General features: G+C 60.0%; 22 protein-coding genes. 13 read left to right on the top strand and 9 right to left on the bottom strand.

Features of this window, described 5'->3' with window-relative positions; all coding sequences use genetic code 11:
• Nucleotides 1–17 precede the first annotated feature (17 nt).
• Nucleotides 18–1,118 carry a mandelate racemase/muconate lactonizing enzyme family protein gene (locus LB529_RS03255; RefSeq protein WP_224710162.1) on the bottom strand — a complete coding sequence of 367 codons (1,101 nt, stop codon included), beginning with the start codon at nucleotides 1,116–1,118 and terminating at the stop codon, nucleotides 18–20.
• Between the two features lie 236 nt (nucleotides 1,119–1,354).
• Between LB529_RS03255 and LB529_RS03250 the strand changes: the two genes are divergently transcribed.
• From LB529_RS03250 to LB529_RS03215, 8 genes are all read left to right on the top strand, one after another.
• Nucleotides 1,355–2,023, top strand: a complete 669-nt coding sequence (locus LB529_RS03250) for an FCD domain-containing protein (protein ID WP_224710161.1) — start codon at nucleotides 1,355–1,357, stop codon at nucleotides 2,021–2,023.
• A 24-nt stretch (nucleotides 2,024–2,047) separates the two neighbouring features.
• Nucleotides 2,048–3,709 (top strand): GMC family oxidoreductase, encoded by a 1,662-nt coding sequence (locus tag LB529_RS03245; protein ID WP_224523270.1) that lies wholly within the window; start codon nucleotides 2,048–2,050, stop codon nucleotides 3,707–3,709.
• 58 nt (nucleotides 3,710–3,767) lie between these two features.
• On the top strand, nucleotides 3,768–4,748 hold the full coding sequence (locus tag LB529_RS03240) for an ABC transporter substrate-binding protein (RefSeq protein WP_095768517.1): 981 nt from the start codon (nucleotides 3,768–3,770) through the stop codon (nucleotides 4,746–4,748).
• Between the two features lie 60 nt (nucleotides 4,749–4,808).
• Nucleotides 4,809–6,362: a sugar ABC transporter ATP-binding protein gene (locus LB529_RS03235; RefSeq protein ID WP_224710160.1), complete on the top strand. Its 1,554-nt coding sequence runs from the start codon at nucleotides 4,809–4,811 to the stop codon at nucleotides 6,360–6,362.
• Nucleotides 6,359–7,363 carry an ABC transporter permease gene (locus LB529_RS03230; RefSeq protein WP_224710159.1) on the top strand — a complete coding sequence of 335 codons (1,005 nt, stop codon included), beginning with the start codon at nucleotides 6,359–6,361 and terminating at the stop codon, nucleotides 7,361–7,363. The genes LB529_RS03235 and LB529_RS03230 overlap by 4 nt, the downstream gene beginning before the upstream one ends.
• 4 nt (nucleotides 7,364–7,367) lie before the next feature.
• Nucleotides 7,368–8,336, top strand: coding sequence for an ABC transporter permease (locus LB529_RS03225; protein WP_224710158.1), 969 nt, complete (start codon nucleotides 7,368–7,370; stop codon nucleotides 8,334–8,336).
• A gap of 198 nt (nucleotides 8,337–8,534) precedes the next feature.
• The gene (locus LB529_RS03220; protein ID WP_095768513.1) at nucleotides 8,535–9,497 is read left to right on the top strand and encodes a manganese catalase family protein; all 963 of its coding nucleotides are present in this window, start codon (nucleotides 8,535–8,537) and stop codon (nucleotides 9,495–9,497) included.
• A gap of 185 nt (nucleotides 9,498–9,682) precedes the next feature.
• Nucleotides 9,683–10,141, top strand: coding sequence for a hypothetical protein (locus tag LB529_RS03215; protein WP_224710157.1), 459 nt, complete (start codon nucleotides 9,683–9,685; stop codon nucleotides 10,139–10,141).
• Nucleotides 10,142–10,181: 40 nt separating this feature from the next.
• Here LB529_RS03215 and LB529_RS03210 read toward each other — a convergent pair whose 3' ends face one another.
• Nucleotides 10,182–10,679, bottom strand: coding sequence for a response regulator (locus LB529_RS03210; protein WP_224710156.1), 498 nt, complete (start codon nucleotides 10,677–10,679; stop codon nucleotides 10,182–10,184).
• Nucleotides 10,654–13,356, bottom strand: coding sequence for a PAS domain S-box protein (locus LB529_RS03205; protein ID WP_224710155.1), 2,703 nt, complete (start codon nucleotides 13,354–13,356; stop codon nucleotides 10,654–10,656). Before LB529_RS03205 ends, LB529_RS03210 begins: the two co-directional genes overlap by 26 nt.
• A 653-nt stretch (nucleotides 13,357–14,009) precedes the next feature.
• Here LB529_RS03205 and LB529_RS03200 point away from each other — a divergent pair.
• Together LB529_RS03200 and LB529_RS03195 are read left to right on the top strand one after the other, a co-directional pair.
• Nucleotides 14,010–14,231, top strand: a complete 222-nt coding sequence (locus tag LB529_RS03200; protein ID WP_095768511.1) for a hypothetical protein — start codon at nucleotides 14,010–14,012, stop codon at nucleotides 14,229–14,231.
• Between the two features lie 286 nt (nucleotides 14,232–14,517).
• Nucleotides 14,518–14,739 (top strand): hypothetical protein, encoded by a 222-nt coding sequence (locus LB529_RS03195; RefSeq protein WP_176477092.1) that lies wholly within the window; start codon nucleotides 14,518–14,520, stop codon nucleotides 14,737–14,739.
• A gap of 91 nt (nucleotides 14,740–14,830) precedes the next feature.
• Here LB529_RS03195 and LB529_RS03190 read toward each other — a convergent pair whose 3' ends face one another.
• From LB529_RS03190 to LB529_RS03170, 5 genes are all read right to left on the bottom strand, one after another.
• Nucleotides 14,831–15,118, bottom strand: a complete 288-nt coding sequence (locus LB529_RS03190) for a hypothetical protein (RefSeq protein ID WP_224710154.1) — start codon at nucleotides 15,116–15,118, stop codon at nucleotides 14,831–14,833.
• A 578-nt stretch (nucleotides 15,119–15,696) separates the two neighbouring features.
• Complete coding sequence (locus tag LB529_RS03185; protein WP_224710153.1) at nucleotides 15,697–16,050, bottom strand: hypothetical protein; 354 nt, start codon at nucleotides 16,048–16,050, stop codon at nucleotides 15,697–15,699.
• Nucleotides 16,051–16,212: 162 nt separating this feature from the next.
• Complete coding sequence (xth, locus tag LB529_RS03180; protein ID WP_224706949.1) at nucleotides 16,213–16,983, bottom strand: exodeoxyribonuclease III; 771 nt, start codon at nucleotides 16,981–16,983, stop codon at nucleotides 16,213–16,215.
• A gap of 29 nt (nucleotides 16,984–17,012) precedes the next feature.
• The gene (locus LB529_RS03175) at nucleotides 17,013–17,378 is read right to left on the bottom strand and encodes a VOC family protein (RefSeq protein WP_095770219.1); all 366 of its coding nucleotides are present in this window, start codon (nucleotides 17,376–17,378) and stop codon (nucleotides 17,013–17,015) included.
• A 70-nt stretch (nucleotides 17,379–17,448) separates the two neighbouring features.
• The gene (locus LB529_RS03170) at nucleotides 17,449–18,012 is read right to left on the bottom strand and encodes a DUF1003 domain-containing protein (protein WP_224523298.1); all 564 of its coding nucleotides are present in this window, start codon (nucleotides 18,010–18,012) and stop codon (nucleotides 17,449–17,451) included.
• 170 nt (nucleotides 18,013–18,182) lie between these two features.
• Between LB529_RS03170 and LB529_RS03165 the strand changes: the two genes are divergently transcribed.
• A complete protein-coding gene (locus LB529_RS03165) occupies nucleotides 18,183–18,821 on the top strand; it encodes a hypothetical protein (RefSeq protein WP_224710404.1) in 639 nt (212 codons plus the stop codon).
• 15 nt (nucleotides 18,822–18,836) lie between these two features.
• Here the strand turns inward: LB529_RS03165 and LB529_RS03160 are convergent, their stop codons facing one another.
• Nucleotides 18,837–20,354, bottom strand: coding sequence for a PAS domain S-box protein (locus LB529_RS03160; RefSeq protein ID WP_224710152.1), 1,518 nt, complete (start codon nucleotides 20,352–20,354; stop codon nucleotides 18,837–18,839).
• 617 nt (nucleotides 20,355–20,971) lie between these two features.
• Here LB529_RS03160 and LB529_RS03155 point away from each other — a divergent pair.
• Together LB529_RS03155 and LB529_RS03150 are read left to right on the top strand one after the other, a co-directional pair.
• On the top strand, nucleotides 20,972–21,307 hold the full coding sequence (locus tag LB529_RS03155; protein ID WP_224710151.1) for a hypothetical protein: 336 nt from the start codon (nucleotides 20,972–20,974) through the stop codon (nucleotides 21,305–21,307).
• Between the two features lie 280 nt (nucleotides 21,308–21,587).
• On the top strand, nucleotides 21,588–22,256 hold the full coding sequence (locus LB529_RS03150) for a DUF1236 domain-containing protein (RefSeq protein ID WP_224710150.1): 669 nt from the start codon (nucleotides 21,588–21,590) through the stop codon (nucleotides 22,254–22,256).
• The last annotated feature ends 124 nt before the right edge of the window (nucleotides 22,257–22,380 follow it).

Here is a 22,380-nt window from a genome sequence, read left to right as displayed (position 1 = left end):
TCCGTTACCGATCTGGCTTAGACCCTCTCCTCAAAGCCATCCAGCTTACGCCAGTCAAAGCTGACACCAATGCCTGGCTCGTCTGGGGCGACGGCCAGCCCATCCTGCAGCCTGAGCGGACGAGTGGTGTACAGGTCGATATCGAAACTGTGCGCCTCCACCCAACCAGCGTTTGATTGGCCTGCAACCAAACTGACATGTAGTTCCTGCATGCCGTGGCTGCACACCGGAATTCCAGCCTTGCGCGCAAGCTCGGCGACCCGCAACCAGCCTGTGATGCCGCCACAGTTCGACGCGTCTGGTTGGATGTAGGATAGCTTCGACCACGCGAAGGCATGCTCGAACTCCTCGATCACATGCAGGTTCTCGCCCATGGCCAGCGGCATGCCCGTTGCCTCGGCAATGGCTGCGTAGCCCCGGTAATCGTCAGGTATGATGGGCTCCTCGAACCAGAGCAGCTCGTAAGGCGCGAATGCTTTCGCCGCTTCGATCGCCCGATGAATGTCGAGCGCGTAATTGGCGTCCACCATGAACGGGGTGTGCGGCCCGATGCGCTCGCGGATCGCCTTAACTCGGGCGACATCCTCCGCGAGGTCGTCTTTGCCGACCTTGATCTTCACAGCATTGAACCCGGCGGCGAGATAGGAGTCGATGCTCGCCAGCAACTGATCGAGGGAGAAGTTCAGGTCGATGCCGCCGCGATATGCCTTGGCTGTCTTGCCGGCCCTGCCTGCCATTTCCCAGAGTGGCCGGCCGATGCGCCGGCCCTGCAGATCCCAGAGCGCTATGTCGAGCGCAGAAATCGCAAAGGACGCGATGCCGCCGCGTCCAACATAATGGATGTGCCATAGCATCCCATCATAGAGCGCCTCGATGTCGGTCGCGTCCCGTCCTTTCAGGAACGGCGCCAGATCGTGCACGATCATGGCTCCGATCGCATGCCCACCTTTACCGCCAGTGTAGGTGTATCCAGTCCCTTCGCTGCCGTCCGCCAGCCTCAGGGTCGCTGTCACCAGCTCAAGATGCGTGTGAGCGCCATGCTTGGCGTCGGTCATTACTTCACGCAGCGGCACCCGGAAAAGCCGAACCTCAACGTCCGTGATTTCTGTATCGCCCATTGCGAAGCTCTCGCCGCCTGACCCAATTTCGTCATACCATAATGGCACTCAATCGGGCTAATCGCAACCGGATCGGGCGATTTACCGCGATTTCGGTCCGATGATAGCTCACCAGACCTTGTGCTTTGGTCCGATCTGAGCATTAATGATTGCCTCAAGTGGAGGATGGCTTGCTAAGTACACCACAGCATCTTGGAACGCGGGCCACGAGCGGAGCTGCTCGCGCGGCAGACGCCATGGTGATCGGAATCGAAGCGGATATCGCCTCCGGCAAGCTCGGCGACGGCAGCTTCCTGCCGGCCGAGCGCGAGTTGATGGCCGAGTACGGGGTTGGCCGCGGCGTGGTGCGTGAAGCGGTCGCTCGCCTGGCAAGCCGCGGTCTTATCGAAGCGCGTCCACGCTTTCGCCCAGTGGTCCGCCGGCCGGGGCTGGACGCGGCGCTCGGCGCTTTGGAAGGTGTTGTCGGCCACCTGCTAAGCGCTCAGGCGGGAGTGAAAAACCTCTACGATACCCGGGTCTTTCTTGAAGCCGCTCTTGCGCGCAACGCCGCCATCCATGCGCGCAAGGACGACGTGGCCACGCTCAGATCAGCGCTCGAGATGAACGAGGCGGCGATACCGGATTCGGAAAAATTCTATGCCACCGACGTAGGATTTCACGCCGTGCTCTACCAGATTACGCGCAACCCGGTGATGCCCGCAGTGCACAAGGCCTTCACCGCGTGGCTGTCGCCGCATTGGATGCGCATGCCCCGATCGCCCGAGCGCAACCGCATCAATTTCCTGAGCCACCGCGAAATCTGCATGGCGATCATCGAGCGAGATCCGGATGGCGCCGAGCGGGCGCTGCTCAATCATCTTTCCGCGGCTTGGGAGTATGTCCGTGGCACATTTGAAATGTCGTGAGGGCCGGAGGGAGGACCGGCGAGAATGACGCAGACTTACGATCATATCGTGGTGGGCGGCGGAGCAGCGGGTTGCGTGGTTGCGGCGCGGCTGGTGAGGGCAGGACGGCGGGTCCTGCTTCTCGAAGCTGGGCATTCGCATCACCACCCGCTGCTCGATATGCCGCCGGGGATCTTCAAGATGATCAATGGCTCGAAGTTCATGCGCTATTACCGCACCGAGCCGCAGCAGCATCTGGATGGACGTCAACACGAAATCTCGCAAGGTAACGTGCTGGGCGGCGGCACCTCGGTCAACGCCCAGGTCTATATGCGCGGCCGTGCCTCGGACTATGACGAATGGGATGAGTTGCTGCGCGGCAACAATGCCGGCATCCGCTGGAACTGGCAGGCGGTGCTGCCCCACTTCACGGGCATGGAAGGCAACAACCGCCTCGGCGGCGAGTTGCATGGCAGCGAAGGACCGTTGCTTGTCTCCGACCCCGGTCACATTGACGACGTTTCGCGTTGGTTTGTACAGGCGGTCCAACGGCTCGGACTGCCCTACAATCATGACTTCAACGGGCCGTCGCAACGCGGAGTGGGCTTCTATCAGTTCATGAACCGGCGCGGGAAGCGTAGCAGCGCTGCCTATGCGTTTATCGAGCCATTGGCTAAGGATCCCAGGCTGACGCTGAGGCTGAATTCTGCCGCGAGGCAGTTGCTGATCCAGAACGAGCGCGCAAAGGGTGTAATCTACACTGACCAATCGGGAACCGAGCACGAGGCCCATGCGGACGGCGACGTGATCGTCTCGTCGGGCGCGCTGGTATCGCCGCAACTCCTTATGCTGTCAGGTATTGGCCCGGCCGAGGAACTTTCCAGACATGACATTGCCTGCGTCGTCGACCTTCCAGGCGTCGGCCAGAACCTGATCGACCATCCGGAAGTGCCCATCATTGCCACAGCAAACGGCCCGTATGGCTACTTTAAGCAGGGCCAGGGTTGGCGGATGATCAAGAACGGCCTGCACTTCAAGCTTTTCGGCGCCGGTACGATCCTGTCCGCGGGAGTCGAGGCCGGGGCTTTTGTCAATCCGACCGACCCGGATGGCGAACCGACGATCCAGGCTTTTTGCGTGCCCCATGTGTACCTGGACCGCGATATCCTGACCCTGGTCGAGAATACCTACGGCCTCACTGTGACGACCGTGGTCGTCAAGCCGAAGTCCCGTGGCTTCGTGAAGCTGCGTTCGGCAGATCCGAACGACATGCCGGTCGTCTCTCCGCACCTGCTCAAACATCAAGACGACATGAAGCAGATGATTGCCGGCCAGCGCTATTTCCTGAAGGCATTCCACGCGAAGCCACTGGCGGACCGCGTCAAGGCTGTAGCCGTCCCCCGGGAAGACGACCTCAGCGACGCGGCGCTCGAAAGGCACTGCAAGCGCTTCGTCAAAACGAATTACCATCCGGCCGGCACCTGCCGCATGGGCCCGGACAGCGATCGAATGGCCGTTCTGGACGCGGCCATGCGGGTGCGCGGAATAGAGAACCTGCGCGTTGCCGACATGTCGGTGTGCCCTAACATCAACGCCGGCAACACGGCTGCACCCGCCATGATGCTGGGCGACCGCTGCGCCGATTTCATTTTGGAAGCGGGCGCAGTGACTCAATCGAGAGCGGAGTCTGCAAGCGAGCTGACCTAGCCCGCCATAGGCGAGGAATATTCAACGGCGTCAAAACGCGACAACCAAGGAGGAAAGCATGATCATTACCCGTCGGAAATTGTTGGTAGGCTCCGCCGTCGGCGTGGCCGCTCTTACCCTCGCTCCACGCGCCTTCGCCGCGCTCCCGCCACTTGCCAAGAAAGACAAGTATAAGGTTGGCTTCGCCCAGACCGAGAGCAACAATCCATGGCGGCTAGCGGAAACCAAAAGCATGCAGGATGAGGCTGCAAAGCTCGGCCATCAGCTCGTTTATACTGATGCCGCCGGATCCTCGGCCAAGCAGGCCTCCGACGTAAACTCCATGATCGCGCAGGGCGTCGACGCGATTTTCCTGCCTCCCCGCGAGGACAAGCCGTTGGTGCCGGTCATCCTGGCCGCGCGTGATGCCGGCATCCCGGTCTTTCTCATTGACCGCGACGTGGATCACACCATGGCCAAGCCTGGACAGGATTACGTCACCTTCATCGGTTCCGACTTCATCAATGAGGGTAACCGCATCGCCGAATGGGTGGTGAAGAACGCCAATGGAAAATCGAAGATCATCGAGCTGGAAGGCACCACTGGTTCCTCGCCAGCCAACGACCGCAAGAAGGGATTTGACGACATCATCGCCAAGCATTCGGAATTCAAGATCGTCGCCTCACAGTCGGGCGACTTCGCTCGCGACAAGGGCCGCCAGGTGGCCGAGACGTTGCTGCAGGCGCATCCCGAAGCCGATATCATCTATGCCCATAATGACGAGATGGCGCTCGGCGCGATCGCAGCTCTCGAGGCCGCCGGCAAGACGCCCGGAAAAGATGTGCTGATCGTCTCGATAGACGGCGAAAAGGACGGCGTGCAAGCAATCGTCGACGGCAAGATCGGCGCCATCTGCGGCTGCAGCCCGCTTTTCGGACCGAAGGCTTTCGCCACGATGGCCGACTATGCCGCCGGAAAGCAAATCCCGCCCTTCATCAAGAACGACGACGACTTCTACGACGGCACGAACGCAAAGGACAAGATCAGTACGGCGTTCTGAAGCTGTCTAGCTTATGGCGCCTCCCCGCCTCGGCGGGGAGGCTTTTTCGGAGCTTTGCCGATGACGCGGCCGCCCGACGGACCTTCCCCGCTGCTTCTCGACATGCGCGACATCCAAAAGCGTTTCGCCGGCATACCGGCGCTGGCGGACGCGTCGCTTTGCGTGCGCTCAGGCGAGGTCCATGCCCTGATAGGCCAGAACGGCGCCGGCAAATCGACGCTGATCAAGGTCTTGACCGGATACTACCGTAAGGATGCCGGGCAAGTGCTGTTCGAAGGCGAGCCCTTTGAGGTCCACTCGCCCCACCAGGCACAAGTCAACGGCATCAGCACGATCTATCAGGAGATCAATCTGGTCCCGCTACGGTCAGTGACGGAGAACATTTGCCTGGGTCGGGAACAGCGCCGTTACGGCCTGCTCGACTGGAATGCCATGCACGCGGAAGCCGAGCGCCTGCTGAGCCGCTTCGCAATTGGCATCGATGTTCGCCGTCCGCTTGGCGAGTTCAACACTGCAACACAGCAGATGGTGGCGATCGCCCGGGCTATAGGGTTCTCCGCTCGCCTTGTCATTATGGACGAACCGACCTCGTCCCTCGACGAACGCGAAGTTGGAGTGCTGTTCAGCGTCATTCATCAGTTGAAGGCTGAAGGGGTGTCCGTCCTTTTTGTAAGCCACAAGCTCGACGAGTTGTATGAGATCTGCGACCAGGTCACGATCATGCGTGACGGCCGCACCGTGCGCAGCGCCGCGATGAAAGAGATCGGCAAGCTGGAACTTGTTGCAGCTATGCTTGGCCGCGATGTCGCGGCTGTCGAGGGTCACGCCACAGCCTTCGGCGAGCGCGACCGCTCTAGAATAGGGGATGTGATGTTTTCGGCCCGAGGGCTTGGGGCCGGGCAGGCTGTCCGCAATGTGAACTTCGATCTCCGGCGCGGCGAGATCGCGGGGTTTGCGGGCCTCCTCGGCGCGGGTCGCACCGAAACTGCAAGGCTCGTGTTCGGTGCCGATCGCCCAAGCGCCGGCCAGATGACGATGGAGGGTGCCGCGTACCACCCCGACCGTCCCGCCGACGCGATCGCCGCCGGCATGGGCTTCTGCACCGAGGACCGCAAGGGCGAAGGTATCGTGCCGGAGATGACGGTGGCAGAAAACCTCACTCTTGCCTTGCTTCCGAAAATCAGCCGCAACGGCGTGCTGGACGACTCGCGCCAGCGCGAAATCGTCGAGCGGTTCATCCGCGAGCTCGGCATTAAATGCTCCGGACCCAATCAGAAGGTGCGGGAGCTTTCGGGTGGGAACCAGCAGAAAGTGCTGCTTGCCCGCTGGCTGGCGATGAATCCGAAGCTGCTCATACTCGACGAGCCGACAAGGGGAATCGATGTGGGTGCCAAGGGCGAGATCCAGCGTCTGATCCGGAGACTTGCAGATCAGGGCCTCGGCGTGCTCATGATCTCGTCAGAGCTGGAGGAAGTGATCGAAGGTGCGGATCGCATATTCGTTCTGCGCGATGGCGTCAGCGTGACCGAGTTGGAAGCTGAAGCCGCTAACGAAGAAAAAGTGCTGACCGCGATGGCGCACGGGACAAGCGCTTCCTCGGGGGCCACGACATGACCGAGCTGCCGAGGTCATATGCGGAGCGGGATGCCGTCGCGCGGAGCTTCGACCTCTTCGGCTTTCTGTCACGCTACGGTACCTTGATCGCACTTGTCTTGCTGGTTGCGTTCAACCTCGCCTTCACACGCAATTTCGCGACAATGCAGACGCTGAACGTCAACCTCACCCAGGTCTGCACGATCGTCATCGTAGCCGTCGGGATGACGCTGGTCATAGCCACGGGCGGCATCGATCTCTCCGTCGGATCTCTGATGGCGATTTCGGGTGCGCTGGCACCGATGATCTTCATGGGCAAGATCCTTCCGATCGGAAGCATCTACCTGGCCGTGGCTGCCGCAATGATCGTCTCAGTACTGGTGGCCGGGCTGTTGGGGCTCTTCAATGGCTGGTTGGTCGCCCGCTTCCGCATCCAGCCGATTGTCGCGACACTGGTTCTGTTCATCGCGGGCCGCGGCATCGCTCAGGTGATGACGAACGGGAACCTGCAAACCTTCCGCGTACCTGAGTTTCAATGGATCGGCCTTGCTCGACCATTGGACATCCCGGCGCAAGTCATCATCATGGCTGTCATTGTCGCGGCAGCTGCATGGGCGTTGAAAAAAACGCTGTTCGGGCGACGCATATTGGCGGTCGGCGGTAATGAAAAGGCTTCCGAACTCGCTGGGATTGCTGTCTCCAAGGTAAAGATTGCGGTCTATGGCATTAGCGGTCTTTGCGCCGGGCTGGCCGGGCTTATCGTGATTGCAATCAACTCGTCCAGCGACGCCAACCTGGTTGGCCTTGGTATGGAACTCGATGCCATCGCGGCGGTTGCCGTGGGCGGCACTCTGCTCAGCGGCGGCAAGGCCACCATCATCGGTAGCCTGCTGGGGGCGCTTACCATTCAACTGGTGCGCTACACCCTTCTGGCGAACGGGGTGCCTGACGCCGCTGCCCTGGTGGTCAAGGCAGGGATCATCGCGCTCGCCGTGTGGCTGCAGCAGCAGCATCGCGGGTAGCCTTATGAATCGCGCTCGCCTCGTCCGCATTATTGGCACCTACGGCGTATTGATCGCCCTGGCTGCGCTCATTCTGTTCGGTTTCCTGCGTTATGATCGGTTCCTCAGCTTCTACAATGTCATGACTCTCCTGCGTTACAATTCCATGTTCGCGCTGGTGGCGCTTGGTATGTGCTTCGTCATCATGACAGGGGGAATCGATCTTTCCGTGGGCTCCGTCGCTGCCTTGGGCAGCGTGGCTTCGGCGTTGGCAAGTCCTTATGGAATCGTTCCTGGTCTCGCGGCGGGTATAGGCGCTGGGCTGGCCGCCGGGTTCATCAATGCGACCCTTGTCACACGCGCCAATCTGATGCCGTTCATAGCCACTCTCGCCACGATGCAGGCCGCCAGTGGCTCGGCCCTCCTGCTTGCGGGCAACCAGACCGTTTCGGTCTCCTATGAATCGGGCTTCACTGCCATCGGCCAAGGCAATTTCTGGACGTTTCCGATCCCGGCGGCGATCGCCGTCGTGGCATATCTCATTGGTTCCCTTGTCTTGAATTACACCGGCACCGGACGGGCGGTGCTGGCAATCGGCGGCGGCGAGGATGCTTCGCGTCTCATGGGCCTGCGGACCGATCGTGTGAAGTTTTTGGTCTATGTCGCGAGCGGGGGACTCGCAGGGCTCGCCGGCGTTATCCTGGCATCGCAGTTTGGGGCGGGACAGCCCATTGAAGGAGTGGGGTGGGAATTGTTCGCCATCGCAGCCGTTGTGGTCGGCGGGACGCTGCTCACCGGCGGCTCGGGTTCGGTTGTGACCACGCTCGCCGGCGTGCTCCTGCTCGGCATCCTTTTCAATGTTCTGAATTTCGAGAACGGGATGGGATGGATCTCGCTTTCAGCCTACTGGCAATCAGTGATCCGAGGACTGTTCCTCCTGGTGGTAGTTCTCCTTCAGGCCCGACTGACACGCCGGCGCCTCAACGCGCTCTGATCGTCTCGGTCCTCCCACTCAAGTATTGCATAAGGTTAGCTTGCAGGAATTCTCGTGCAAAGTCGGATCCGGGTGAGCACGCGACGTCAACGCGGCTCCGCGGATTCAGAAGACGCACGATTTAAGTCATTCTGTCTATACGCAGGAACATTCCAAGTGTCGGGAGGTTAGGAAGACCCAACCCTTGGAGGAAGCCTCATGTTCATGCACAATAAACGACTGCAATACACCGTTCGCGTTTCCGAGCCGAATCCGAGGCTGGCGTGCATGATCATGGAGCAGTTCGGCGGCGCCGATGGCGAGCTTGCCGCCGCAATGCGCTATTTCACCCAAGGGCTGGGCGAAGACGATGTTGGCCGAAAGGACATGTTGCTCGACATAGCGACCGAGGAGCTCAGCCATCTCGAGGTCGTCGGCTCGATCGTCACCATGCTCAACAAAGGCCTGAAGGCGCAGCTGGCCGAAGGGCAGATGAAAGAAGCCGAACTGTACTTGATGGTCGGCGCAAGCGGCACGACAGCCAAAGAGTCCATCTTATTTGGCGGCGCACCTGCGTTGTGCGACTCGGCCGGAGTCCCGTGGACTGCCGCCTATGTCGATTCCCGCGGCGAGCCTACCGTCGATCTGCGATCTAACATTGCCGCCGAGGCGCGTGCCAAGATCGTCTATGAGCGACTGATCAACATCACCGAAGATCCCGGCGTCAAAGACGCCCTCGGATTCCTCATGACGCGCGAAATCGCGCATCAAAAATCTTTCGAGAAAGCACTCTACGCGATCGAGAACAACTTTCCGACGGGCAAGCTCCCCGGCATTGAGAAATATGCGAGTATGTACGTCAACACGTCGCAGGGTGAAGGGGACACGAATGGGCCATGGAATTCGGGAGACGAATGGGACCGCGTGGACGATCTTGAGGAAGTCATGCCAGCGGACGATGGCGATGGGACAGCAACAGTCAAGCTGGCGGCCAAAGACATGAAAGTGGTTACAAAAATGGGAGAGCGGACGCTTTCGGATCCCTCCTCCGATCCGACCACAGGCGCCGATATTGGCGCCGGCCCGGGGGCCGGACGAACCAAGAATGGCGACATGGGCGGCGCGGCCAATATCAACGAGGCGCCTGTGCGCGCCGAAGCCGCCGCTCGCAAGAAAAAATAAGATTCGGGCTGATTGAACCTGCCGACCTGACGAGGCTCGGTTTCGTCTACCCGTCACCGTCCTGACGGGTAGACGAGCCTGCAAGAGCGGAGAGGCGGAATCGTCTCCCGCACCTGTCTGCACTTTTCGCTTGATGTTTCGAGCACCTTGGGTGCGAGACGTTAGTCAGCGTTGGTCGCCAGACGTTGTCGTTGCGTTTCGGTTGCGCAGGGTTCGCGAACCCTTCAGAACAGCTCGATTGCGGACCGTGTGATCATCAGCCAACAGATTGCGGCCACGCGTGCAAAGGCCCCGATCATGCGCCCGGCGAATTCGGCGCGCGATGGCTCGATCTCCCCAGCAGCGGCTCGTACATCAACCTGTTGTTGGTGTCGAAAATCATCCGGAGCGGAGGCAATCCCGCAGCGTTCGCCGGCCCTTCCATATCCTGCTCCCACCAGATCGAGCGCATGGGCGCTGTCACGCATGTCGAGGAAGGCAGGGTCACGATATATCCGGACGGCCTTGCAGATCTTCCGAAGATGGGGCGCGACAGCCCCCAAACGTTAAAAGCCGTGATCATGTACAAGCAAGGCCGCGACCGAGACGAACCTGCCTCAAGGCGAAGAGAGCAGAGCACCTTGGCACCCAAAATCAAGCACTGATGTGGCGCGCTCGGCGGATCCAACTGCCCTCCCCGCGCGTTCAGCTCTCCTTCTTGAGCTCCTGAAAGGCATCTCGAATGGCTGCGACTAGCGTCGCTATAGAATAGGGTTTCTGCACCCAGCCCAGCGGTCTGGCCGCCTCGGCTCGAAGCCTCAAGTCGCGATCACCGTGCGCCGTCGTAAAGATACATCGTATGCCAAGCTCGCGGTACAATTCCACGGCCGCGTCGATGCCGTCCCGCTTGCCAAGCAAGCGGATATCCATCAGGGCAAGCACCGGCTTGGTCGAGAGCGCCATACTTATCGCCTCATCGGCGCTGGTCGCGACGCCCGCTAGCGAGAAGCCTTCGGCCAGCAGTCCGGCCTCTATATCCAGCGCGATCAGGTAGTCGTCTTCGACGACCAAGATCGACTGGTTCAGAGTGGTTTCAGCGTGTCGTCCGCTCACATCATCTCGGGAGAAGACGACCTGCGGCCCGAACGATCGATTAATATCCCCCGCACGGCTCAACTCAGGTATCGCTGCTTTCGGTCGCAAGGCCAATCTCCTGGGGCATCAGACAAAAGGTCACGGTGCATCTGGACGGGTGCCGGCTAACTTCAAAAGTCCCGCCGATCTGTCGCACTAGGCCTTCGACAAGTCGCAGGCCTGACGACGACGAGCGCACCGAACTCAGTTCGAAGCCCGGGCCCTCATCCTCGACCACAAGGCTAATGGCTCGGCCGTTCTGTCTGATGGAAACACGGATGGTTCCAGGCCCATTTCCGGGCAAGCCGTACTTCACGGCATTGATCAAAAGCTCGTTGATAGTGAGCGCCAGCGGCATCGCAATGTCGTTTGGCAGTTGGATCGGATCTGCCTCGCAGAACAACTGAACAGCCGGGGGGAACATCTGTCTTGCGGTCTCGCAAACAGCTCCCAAGAAAGGTCCGGCACCGAAGTTGATGGCGTCGGGCGTGTCATAGAGGACTCGCTGAGCGGCAGCCATGGCGGCCACCCGCTTGCTGGCCTCATCCAGAACGGTCCGGGCCTCTGAACTCTTGCTGGTCCTCGCCGCAACCGAAAGCAGGGACTTCAGCATCATCATGTTGTTCTTCACGCGATGATTGAGCTCGTCGAGCAAGATCCGTTGCTGGGTTTCGGCCTGCTTACGCTCGCTCACATCGACCAGCATATTTACGGCGCCGGTGATGTTTCCCGCGGCATCGCGCATCGGGGTCGGGTAGGGGATGAATGGAACCCGGGTTCCATCCGGCCGCTCGGCCACCGCTTCATATCCTCGGACGGGCCGCCCTTCGCGCAGCGAGATGGCCATGGGACACTGATCGTGGGGAAGCGGCGTTCCGTCCGGCCAGTAGAGCTTCCATGTCACGCACCATTCGTCGGTGCCAATCACGGGCGTTCGGCCGGCGAGTTGCATCGCCGCTTCGTTGAAATAGGTGATCTTGCCGTCGCGATCGGTGGTGTAGATCGCGGCAGGAATGGCAGCGAGCAGGTCTTTAAGCTTGCGTTCGCTGTCTTCTATCTTCGCTTCCGCTATCCTTTTGTCAGTTATGTCTCGGGCTATTTTGGAAGCTCCGACGATACGGCCTGACGCATCCCGCACCGGGGATATTGTGAGAGAGATATCTATCAGCGTTCCGTCTTTGCGGCGGCGAACCGTTTCGAAATGATCGACGAGTTCGCCGTTGCGGATGCGGCCTAATATCAGCGGCTCCTCGTGCTGCCGATCCTTAGGAATGATGGTGGTGATGGGCTTGCCTACCATCTCCGCGGCCGTATAGCCGAAGAGGCGCTCGGCGCCGCGGTTCCAGGTCGAGACGATGCCGTTGAGATCCTTGCTTACGATGGCGTCATGGGAGGATTCCACGATTGCCGCCAGTCGCTGGGTCGCATTCTGTGCTCTGACACGTTCAATGCCGAACCCGAGCTGGCGCGCGATTGTCCGGGCGACTTCAATCTCTTCTGCCGAGCATTCGTGCAGCTCGTCGAAATAGGCCATGAACTTGCCCAGCAGACGCCCGCCTTCGATTATCGGAATGAAACAGACCGCGCCGATGCCTTCTGTTCGGATTGCGTCTCTTAAGTTGCTCGGGAGCTCGGCGTGTTCCACATCGCGCATGCAAATTGGCTGCGGATCGTGGTCTGCTGCGGACCAGGGCGAATGGCCCTCCACGGCGCTTCGATACGCGTCCGACAAGCCCCGCCGGGCGGCAAACTTCATCACTCCGCCTTCCAAAAGCAGAATAGAAGCGCGCTGACATCTTAGCCCGCGCTGGATCGCATCGAGCGCAGCCTCGTAGACGTCTTCGCGGGTATGGGCGTGCTGCAGCATTTCGGTCAATTGATGCAGCGCAGCCTGCTCCTCGGCCCTTTGCGCGAGTGTCGCCTCGATCTCTTTGCGCTCGGTGATATCGTGCTGCACCCGTACTGCGTAGTGAAACCGCCCGATGCCGTCGTAAACGCTGGAAGAGGTTACGACAGCCCAGAAAAGCGACCCGTCCTTGCGGACGAACCGCTTCTCGATCGTGTAGCTTTTGATCTCCCCGGCGACCTGTCGGCGATATTTGGTGCGATCCGCCTCGACGTCGGAAGGAAAGGTCTGATCGAAAATCGATCGGCCGACAAGCTCCTCCTGCGTATAGCCCAAAAGACGGCACAAATGTCCGTTCACCCGCAGCAGCCGGCCTTCGGCGTCAGCTTCCACGATTCCCACACCAGCGCTGTGATAGGTCAGGGCAAGTCTCTGCTCCTGTTCGCGCAACAACTCTTCCGCTTCGACCTTGTTAGTTACGTCGAGGGTGACGCAGCGCGTGTTGAGGAACCGACCACCAGCCGAACGAACATTTGATGTTATCTCCACCCAACGGATGGAGCCGTCTTTGGCGCGCAACCTCGCGCGATAGTGTTGAAGCTGCTCATGCCGAGAAAGGCGGTTCAAAATGTCGTCGATTGCGGCGGCATCGGCGTGAAATTCCCGGATGTTGCGGCCGACGTATTCCTCCGCGGAATAGCCGAGCAAGTCCAGTTCGGCTCGATTGGCGCGCAAAATGGTGCCGTCATTGGCCACCAGGTGGAGAGCCACGGCTGCATTCTCGAAGAAATCTTCCATCTCGTTGCCGAGGAGCAGGACCGCACGGGGCCCTTCGACCTGCTCGCCATGGGCCAGGGATTTCGCGCCAGAAATGCTGGAGGGCAAGACTCGTCGTTCCATGAAAGGTTGAATTCCCCTGAACGCAGCTTAACACCCGGTTTCGCAAGAGGTTCCAACGCGCTGGGCAATTCACCTGGCCAGTAGCCGCAAGGGTTGATGCTGGAAGGCGTTCGCCGGTGCTGGGCCGACAAATCCGGCAACTCGATGACGCCGCTATTTTCTAGTCGTTTGCCGCTCGCTTGCACGACACCGCGATCTGACCAGACCCCATTTGGAAAGCAGCCAGTCAAAGATCCGGTTCCCGGCCTGGCTTCTGCCGAGAGGCTGCCCGCTCCAAGGACGCAACCGATGCTGCGGAGCGTTAATAATTCTGGACGCTAATACAAGTCGCTACATGTTTAACGGTCGTGCAGTTGTCGGAGACTTAATAGGCACACGCGCTGATTTCGGGATGGAGGGAAGATCACGCCGGCTCGGCGCCAATGTAGCTGATTTCGTCATTCACAAGATTCTGGACACGTTCGAATACTCCGAGCGCGGCGCGGTGATCACGATGGTCGATCCAGGGCTGAACTACAGTCGCGCGAATTCATCATTAATTCATAATATCAGAAGATTCTCACGAGCTTGCATGCTGATGCTCCTCACTGTGGGCAGGCTGCGAATTCGGGCGGCGGCGAAACAGACACGAGCGGGGGGAGGAGGACTGACCAATGTCGAATAGAGAAATCGGAACATCCCGGTCGCTCGGGATGCGTGTCGCCGATCTGAGAACCAGGATGCGGGACGCCAGGATCACCGAGCATGAGATCAAGACCTTCCAGAAGGTAGCGGCCATCATGGGGCGCGGCGAAGGCTCCTTACGCATCGACGCGGACGATTTGATCGCCGCGTCCTTTCTTGCCGAGACGATGGGCGAACCGACGCTGAACTGACAGTTTCAGGTATCCCGGGTTCAGAAGCGGAGAGCCCGCGCCATGGTAAGCCTCCATTACGGGGTTGCTGTCGGCGCGGGCTTCGCCATCGTGCACGCCTTTGCCAGATTGATCAGAACGGGCGCATGCCGCGGATTTTCGATAAGCCGCGACTTGTCCGCAAGGCTCACGGTCATGGCTCTCGGCCCTTTTGCCGAACCGACCGTCAGCGCGCTGGAACATGTGCAGGGCCCGCAAGCGGCCGAAGCGAACATCCACGTCATGAGCAAGCCGCGGCTGGACGCTGGTGGCCACACCCTTCCCGTTCTACGTGCATGCGCGCCAGCATGACTACTACCGCTGGACGCCAGCTGGGCTCAAGCAGCTAATGGTCGACGGCGGCGTCGCCGAGGAGGATGTGCAGGCGTTCGGCTGGGGTAGCAAGGCGTGCGCCAAGGCTATGTCGGTGGGCCGGTGCGGGCTCACGCCCTATGGCGAGATCTCAGCAACGATGCGGAATACTCGCTGACGGTGTAAAGCCTGGTCGAGGGGCAAACATCAGCATAATTTTTAGAGTAGCCGAGTTGGGCCGCGAACCAGCTCCAACGATTGCGCTAACTCTATGTTGCCTTCACGATCCTTGGCTTGGTCGGGCGGCGGGATTGAGTTCGTCCTTCGAGAGCCAAGGCCAGCCGCTTCTCGTCTTCGATGGCGCGATCAACTGCCTCAATTTCTTCTTGGAGCGCTTTCAGCTGAGCACCATAGCTGGAGCCTTCGCTATCCCCGATCTGAAAGCCACTTGCCCGCATTGCGTCGCGCGTATGGTGCACATTACGGACGCCTTCGCGTCGAGTCGCGACCAGGATTTCCCTGAACTCTCCAAGACGTTTAACGTGAGTGCGGGTCATTGCGTTCTCCTATCGTCGGCATAGTAAGCCGGCGGCGATTCACAACTGCCGAAACTCATAGCGCAGACGCTATAAAATCTATGGGAAAGACTCTAGACAAATCATGATCATGAAAGGTCAAATTTGAACTTCTAGCAACAGGGCACAGGCGCGGCTGGTGAAAGTTAGCTTGTCGTCTATCTACGGCGTGCTGGTCTTTTTCATAGACCGCTTGTGCTGGCCCATCCAGCTGCCGATTCTACGCTTTGATTGTCCGCTTCTAGCGAAAGCGACGCGGTCAAGAAGTTCGATATGAGGCGCTTACCACTCGGAAAAATGGAGTCCCGTTTGGACTTCCGTTGGGCCGTCTGACCCGGGGGCCTCACGAACCGGCGAACCCGCCTGCCTGAACCAAGCCGGGGCTAGCCTGCCTTTTCAAGTTCGTCCGAAGCAGGTCGAGGTCAACAGACGCTGTTGGAAAAGGTAGAGGATTTCGCATCCTGTTCCCCGATCGTCCGTCCAGACGATTTGGTGCTTCGCGCAGGGGTCACCGCACCGAAGAGGTATTTATTCCTGCTCTAGCCTGCCTTCAAGCTCCTTCAGAAAATGCGCTTCGTTAAGGAGCGAGTCCCAGTCCGTGCCGATGCGCTAAGCAGTTCGCCAGCTTGGTCATCTGAGATGCCGGCCTCCCTGGCCAGCCGTGCCGCTAACTGATCCAACACGGCTTTCTCAGCCTCGGGCAAGCTGCCTTCCCGATGATGCATCGCCTCGAAGATCACCCCGAACACACAATCAACCTCCTCGTGGATTTCGCTGGCCGGAATGCCTTCTCGCTCTGCCGCTTTCATCATCTCATCGGCGAGATCACTGACGGCCATGGGATCATCTGTCATGGCGTTCGGCAGGTGCTCTGCCATCCATTTATCGAGGAAGTTGATGCCTCTGGTGCTCATTCCGGCATAAGCGGCAGGCGAACATTAGGTTCCGCTTGTGAAGGTGCGCTGAGCCCGCCACCCGCGAGGGGCGTCTGGAACGCGGTTGACATGAAGGCCTATCCGAGAAAGACCGGACGAAAGCGCAAGCACCTTGTCTTTTGAGCGGTCAAGCAAACTGTCTTAACCGAGGTCGATCCAGGCGGGTGCGTGATCGCTCGGCTTTTCCCATCCACGGGTCTCGACGTCGACACCTGCGGCCAGAATGCTCTCCGCAGGGGACGGGCTTACAAGCAGATGATCCATTCGCAGGCCGGAGCTTCGATCGTAGCCGCCGCGATACGAAAAATTCCAATAGGTGTAGATGCCCTTGCCCGGGTGGATCCGACGCATCGCATCCACCCAACCCAGGCCCAGCATGCGGGCATAGGCTTTCCTGCTTTCCGGGAAGAAGACGGCGTCACCCAACCAGCGGCGAGGTACTACGGCATCGATCTCAGTCGGGACGACGTTGAAGTCACCACAAAGCACCGTGCGCTCGCCCAAGAGCGATTTGCTGTAGTCGACAAGACGCTCGAACCAGCGCAGCTTATAATCGAATTTCGGGCCCGGCGCCGGATTGCCGTTCGGGAGGTAGATGCAACCGACGACCAGGCCGTCGATTTCAGCCTCCAGATATCGGCTGTGCGTGTCGTCGGGATCGCCAGGCAAGCCCCGGCGACGTTCGACCGGATCCCTCCCTCGCGCCAGCACCGCCACTCCGTTGTAGGATTTCTGGCCGTGCCAGATCGCGCCGAAACCGGCGTCCCGAATTGCTTCGATGGGAAATTTCTCGTCGGATGTTTTCAGTTCCTGAAGACAGACCACGTCATAGTCGGTCTCGCCAAGCCACTTCAGGAGCACCGGCAGGCGGCCGTTGACCCCGTTGACGTTGAAGGTCGCGATCCGGGTCACAATGTTTTCCTTACATGGAGTGCGCTGCTTCAGACATCTGCGGCGAAGGCTACGGCTTCGACATTGTGGCCGTCCGGGTCGAGCACAAAAGCTGCATAATAATCCGGTGCGTATTGGGCGCGAATGCCAGGCGCGCCATTGTCGCGACCTCCGGCGGCGAGGCCTGCCTTGTAGAACGAGTGCACCATAGCGCGGGAGCCGGCTCGGAACGCTATGTGGATAGGTGCAGGAGGAGGTCCGAATGCCCCTATCCAGAGACGACCGGCATGGCCACCCAACATTGCCCAGCCCTCTCCGGATTCGAGCACGCCAAGATCGAGAGGAGCGAGCACTGCTTTGTAAAAGGCGAGCGATTTTTCTAAATTCCCGACGTTGAAGCCGATGTGGTCGAACATGCTCCTATCCTCTGATTGACCCAACCTGGTAGCGCCTCAGTTTCAAATTGCCGCTTCTATTGGCGAGCTGTCACTTGGGCGTCCGACGGTCATCCACCTCTTCAATCTTGTCCAGAACCGCCTCCGGCGCCACATCGCGCTTGAGTTCCTTGAGCTCGTGATCCGCATCGGTATCTATGTTCAGACGCTTGGCAATCTCCTCCACCAGCTTGATAAGCTTGGTGGTTTCGTGCTCGTTCAGCAGACTGACCTGCAGATCGAGGTCTGCCCTGGAATTGTCCTCCGCACTCATTCGGTTCTGATTGATCAGCACGAAGGTCGAGAGAAAGATGGCCTCGACCGAGGCGAACATAGCCAAGATGACCAGTGATGGGTCCCAGGGTCTGACAAAGCTCAGGATGCCGAGATTGAGGGCGATCCAGATCCCGAAGAAGACAATGTGCAAGTAGACGAAGACCATGCTTCCTGCGAAGCCGCTTATCGCTGCGGCCGCGCGCTCCTCCAGCGATGCGGCCGTGGCTTCTCGTTTACGCCTCTCGATCAGCGCCTCAATGTTTCGCGCTAGGGCAGGGGCAAGGCCTTCCGGCGCCGCCTTGGTTGGCGTGAAGTGACCGTTGCTTTTCGATGCTGCCATCCGTCCAATCCAGTCTCTTCTGTCTAGCCAGCCTAACTCGCCGATCGACAATTCGCTCCGTTGAGGGTCCTCAGATGGCGGATATTGGAGGAATCCGGTGGCGCCGCGTCACACCGGGTTGCCTCTTGCACCGGCGTTGTGCCTGGCCCAGCCCGGCCTATTTATGGGATATGTCCGGGCGCCGAAAAACCGAACCGACCGCCAAATTAATGGCTGAGTGGCCGCTTTCACCGGCGGCGACTCTGGGATCGTCCATGCGGGCCAGGGGCATTTTCCTCGAGATCCGCGCGCGCCTTCCAGCGCACTTGAGAAAGCTGCTTCACATCGAATCCCGCGTGCTCACCTTGCGCCTTCCTGAGAATTCGGATGCCGATGTTGAAGCGGCCGCGGCGATCGTGTCCAAAGCCATGCGCGACATCGAGGACCTTCCGGTCATCCCTCGCGAAGTCGAGGACATCCTGACGATCTCGTCGGGCGAACGGCACCGCTGGCTGAAGGATGGCCGGCTGCAGAGCGCGGGGACCAGAACAGTCAAGCTTCGCGGCCGCGCCAGAAAGATCACCTTCCATGTTTTCGATCTGCGCCACATAGAGGATGTGCTTGACCGCGACCTTGTCACCGTCTGGCGCGAGGAAGACGCGGCAGCCGCCGCCGAGAACCGGCGACGCGCTGCCGCAAAGGCGGCAGTCAAGCGCGCACAAAAGAAGGGCCGCGAGGCTGCCCATTCAGCCAGGAATGGCCGAGACGAAAACTCGGAGGCCAAACTGCGCGGATGGGAAGATTTTGTGAGCGATGGGCTGCTGCGCTGACAAGCGGCTCGGGCATCAGACCAAGAATCTTTCACTATCGATCGTGATCTCAAGGACAATTCCGGCGGGGTCCCAATCTCGCACGACTCCGCCAAGCTCATTCGCGGCGGCGCGGATCAGGCGGCTCCCGAAGCCTTCGTCTTCGGTTGCGACCGGAGGTGGTCCTCCTACCTCTCTCCACTGGACACTCACCTTACCGTCTCTATCGGAGCAAGCGATCTCGATCGAGCCGGCGGGCGCCGAGAGGCTCCCATGTTTGGCAGCGTTTGTGGCGAATTCGTGTAGCAGGAGAGAAAGCGGCGTGATCATCGCTGGAGGCACCGGCAGATCGATGCCACTGATCGCGAAGCGGGGCTGCTCGTCAGTTCCATGCCGGTATGGCGCGAGGATTGCGGCGATCAATGCATGTAGGCTCGTCGCGCCATGAACAGAGGGGCCAGTCGAGGGGAGCATCGTCAGCGCATGCGCCCGCGCGAGGGCGCCGAGGCGGTCAGAAACGGTGGAGGCGAGCGCGGCCGGAGTTTCAGCAGCTGGCGCGCTCAAATTGACGATGGTCCTTGCGATGGTAAAGAGGTTCTTCACGCGGTGGTCCATCTCGCGAAGCAGCAACTCCCGCTGCTCCTGCGCCCGCAGCCGCTCGGAAATGTCACGGCCGATCTTGGAGACACCGACAATTGCGCCAGACGCGTCCGCGATGGGGGAAGCGGTCAAAGAGATGGGAATGCTGCTGCCATCCTTGCGCAGGCGAACGGTCTCGAAATGCTCGACATGCTCTCCATTGCGAATGCGGACCAGGATCTGCCGCTCCTCGATCTGCCGATCGGGCGGTATCAGCAACATAAGCGGACGTCCGACCATTTCCTTGCGGCCGTAGCCGTAGAGACGCTCAGCGCCGCTGTTCCAGTCCGTGACGATGCCATCCAAATCGGTCGCGATGATTGCATCATCCGAGGATTCGACGAGCGCGCTCAGTCGCATCGCACTGGTTTCCGCCCGCTCCCGTTCGATCGCAAACCCGAGCTGACGGGCAATGGTCAACGCAAGTTCGCGTTCACGATCCCCGAAGCGATGGCGTGCCGGATAGTAGACCATGAACTTGCCGATGAGCTCGCGGGAGGTGGCAAGCGGGATGAAAGCCAGCGCTTCGATTCCCTCGCCAAGGACCGTGTCGATGATCTGCCGAGATTCACCGCTGAGACGAATATCCTCGACAAAAATAGGCTCGGCATCGTGCTCCCCGCGCGTCCACGGCGTGTGACCGTTAACTGCCTCGCGGTATTCATTAGAGAGTGAGCGCCAGGCGACGAAGCTCATGACACCGTGGCTGTCAAATCTCAGGATTGAGGCGCGTGACGAACCGAGGGCGTCGCATATGGCATCCAGCGCCGCATCGTAGATCTCGCCAAGGCCGTTGGCACGGTAAAGTCGGTCGGTGAGACGAAAGAGGACGGCCTGCTCGCGGACAATATCGCCGTCGGCCGGCTCAAGCTGGCCTCGGCCCATGCCCGGATCACTCACGGCTCCGTGCTGCATGGCTCTGTCCCACGGATGGCTCTATTGAAAAGTTCGGCCATCCTCGACCAAATAGCACCGCGTCCAGGGTCCAGGTCCTTGGACTGCTCGATCAAGACCCCATGCCAAAGAATATGCGCCTTGCGCAGTTTCGCAATAGGGACTTGGGGCATGACGTTGATTAGGACCGTCAGTCGTTGTCCGTGCGGCTTTACGCTGACTGCGACTCAGCCTGTCACGTCTTCGGCGGCCCGCAGCGTCCTTTCAGCACGGCGATCTCGGTCTCATGGTCGCCGCCGGACATTGATGAGACCGGCACGCCAATGAGGAAGACGCCAAGCGCGTCACCCGTAGCCGCCTTGTTCTGTTGGTTTGTCAGAACCGCCAGGCGCTCTTTGTCAGCCTGCGTACAGGGGCCAGCATTCGGCACGCCTGCTATTTTGTCCGGTGGCGTCGCGCAGCCCGCAATGCAAACGAAAGCAGCGACGGTTAAAGCAAACCGCTTTATGTTCCCCCCCAAAATCTCAAACCCGCTGCCAACGTTGCTTAGCTTGGCACGGATGGCAAGCGGTCAAACTCGGATTCGACAACAAAATGCAGATGGAGCATTATGCCAGCCGGTGTCGGGGGATGCCTCAATGGATTTGCGATCGTATTTTGCCGCGGCGAGCGTGACACTTTTGTCGGGTTGTGCTGCCGACTATTTCAACAATTACGACACGATGACGCTTGCGTCCGGCGACGCAAACAACACCAATTCGCTTTTGCAAACGGTCGATCCGTTTAATCCGCACAGCAACAACACGCATATCGAAGGCGACGGGCAACGCAGCGTGGCTGTTGTCCAACGCTATCGCGTGCCTACAGCTTCGCCGCGCATGTGTTTCATTCGCCCTATTAAAGCCGGCCGAACCCATTGCGTGGCGGGCCGCTTCATGCCCTTCGGCATGGCATCGGCTGGCGCGAGCCGGTAGCGTCAGTAATGCCGACATTTCAATACCTGTCCGGCTTCGCCCGCAACGATGGCTGTCCCACCGATCAGACCTCAGCGACTCCAGGGCCGACCGCGCAGGGTGCGGCAAGATCGGCCGCTCCGATGATGGCAACCCGACCATATCTCGACTCAAGCGGGAGCAGCAGAGGGACCCGATGGTGACATTTGGAATCTAGCCGTTCCGCGATCCTGCCAGCGGAACGCACGTGGCTCTTCCTCGTTTTTGGCTCTGAAGGGAACCATGAAACGGAGACAGAACGATGAGAAAGCTTTTGTTACCCGTTGTGACAGGCGCGCTTGTCGCCTTGTCTGGCGCAGCTTTTGCCGACACTCCCGTATCAGCCGCTACAAACCTTAATGTTCGCGCCGGTCCAGGCTCGCAATATCCGGTCATCGGCGTGCTGCGGGCGGGCCAGACGGCCACATTGAACGGCTGTCTGCAAAACTCGAAATGGTGCACCATCGCCGAAGCTGGTGGTCAGGGCTGGGTTTATTCCGACTACGTTACCGCAGAATTCGGTGGCAATCGGGTCGTCTTAACCGAGCGACCGGCCAATTCCGGCATCGCGGTCGTGAAACCTCCTCGCGATCAGGCTGATGCCGGAGCCGTCGCTGGTGGCGCGACCGGAGCCATCGCCGGCGCTATCATCGGAGGACCGGTAGGCGCTGCTGTGGGCGGCGCGGCGGGGGTCGTTGGCGGCGGCGCAGCCGGCACCGTGATCAATCCGCCCGAACAGGTGCGCACGTACATCAGCGCGCATCGGGTCAAGCCTGTTTACCTTCAAGGAAAGGTTGTAACCGGCGCGACCTTGCCTGAGACGGTGGCTCTACAGAATATCCCGAACTACCGCTACCGCTATGTCTATGTGAACAACCGACCGGTGCTGGTTGAGCCGTCGACGCGCCGCATCGTGTATGTGGAACGCTGAAAGTGCCAATCGGCAATGAATACCGACCGCCGGGCGGGTTGCACGGCGGTCAAGCCGAGGCGGGTGTTGACGGCAACACACGACCGCGAACAACGACACCGTCGATTTATGGTGAACATCTCCG

The sequence above is a fragment of the Mesorhizobium sp. CA5 genome, assembly GCF_020165105.1.
Lineage (GTDB): Bacteria > Pseudomonadota > Alphaproteobacteria > Rhizobiales > Rhizobiaceae > Mesorhizobium.
This window is presented reverse-complemented; position numbering and strand designations above follow the sequence as displayed.

Bases quoted from the DNA above. Each gene is read 5' to 3' on its own strand.
- LB529_RS03255 (WP_224710162.1), bottom strand. From the start codon at position 1,118: ATGGGCGATACAGAAATCACGGACGTTGAGGTTCGGCTTTTCCGGGTG.
- LB529_RS03250 (WP_224710161.1), top strand. From the start codon at position 1,355: ATGGTGATCGGAATCGAAGCGGATATCGCCTCCGGCAAGCTCGGCGAC.
- LB529_RS03245 (WP_224523270.1), top strand. From the start codon at position 2,048: ATGACGCAGACTTACGATCATATCGTGGTGGGCGGCGGAGCAGCGGGT.
- LB529_RS03240 (WP_095768517.1), top strand. From the start codon at position 3,768: ATGATCATTACCCGTCGGAAATTGTTGGTAGGCTCCGCCGTCGGCGTG.
- LB529_RS03235 (WP_224710160.1), top strand. From the start codon at position 4,809: ATGACGCGGCCGCCCGACGGACCTTCCCCGCTGCTTCTCGACATGCGC.
- LB529_RS03230 (WP_224710159.1), top strand. From the start codon at position 6,359: ATGACCGAGCTGCCGAGGTCATATGCGGAGCGGGATGCCGTCGCGCGG.
- LB529_RS03225 (WP_224710158.1), top strand. From the start codon at position 7,368: ATGAATCGCGCTCGCCTCGTCCGCATTATTGGCACCTACGGCGTATTG.
- LB529_RS03220 (WP_095768513.1), top strand. From the start codon at position 8,535: ATGTTCATGCACAATAAACGACTGCAATACACCGTTCGCGTTTCCGAG.
- LB529_RS03205 (WP_224710155.1), bottom strand. From the start codon at position 13,356: ATGGAACGACGAGTCTTGCCCTCCAGCATTTCTGGCGCGAAATCCCTG.
- LB529_RS03200 (WP_095768511.1), top strand. From the start codon at position 14,010: ATGTCGAATAGAGAAATCGGAACATCCCGGTCGCTCGGGATGCGTGTC.
- LB529_RS03190 (WP_224710154.1), bottom strand. From the start codon at position 15,118: ATGACCCGCACTCACGTTAAACGTCTTGGAGAGTTCAGGGAAATCCTG.
- LB529_RS03185 (WP_224710153.1), bottom strand. From the start codon at position 16,050: ATGAGCACCAGAGGCATCAACTTCCTCGATAAATGGATGGCAGAGCAC.
- LB529_RS03175 (WP_095770219.1), bottom strand. From the start codon at position 17,378: ATGTTCGACCACATCGGCTTCAACGTCGGGAATTTAGAAAAATCGCTC.
- LB529_RS03170 (WP_224523298.1), bottom strand. From the start codon at position 18,012: ATGGCAGCATCGAAAAGCAACGGTCACTTCACGCCAACCAAGGCGGCG.
- LB529_RS03165 (WP_224710404.1), top strand. From the start codon at position 18,183: ATGTCCGGGCGCCGAAAAACCGAACCGACCGCCAAATTAATGGCTGAG.
- LB529_RS03160 (WP_224710152.1), bottom strand. From the start codon at position 20,354: ATGCAGCACGGAGCCGTGAGTGATCCGGGCATGGGCCGAGGCCAGCTT.
- LB529_RS03155 (WP_224710151.1), top strand. From the start codon at position 20,972: ATGGATTTGCGATCGTATTTTGCCGCGGCGAGCGTGACACTTTTGTCG.
- LB529_RS03150 (WP_224710150.1), top strand. From the start codon at position 21,588: ATGAGAAAGCTTTTGTTACCCGTTGTGACAGGCGCGCTTGTCGCCTTG.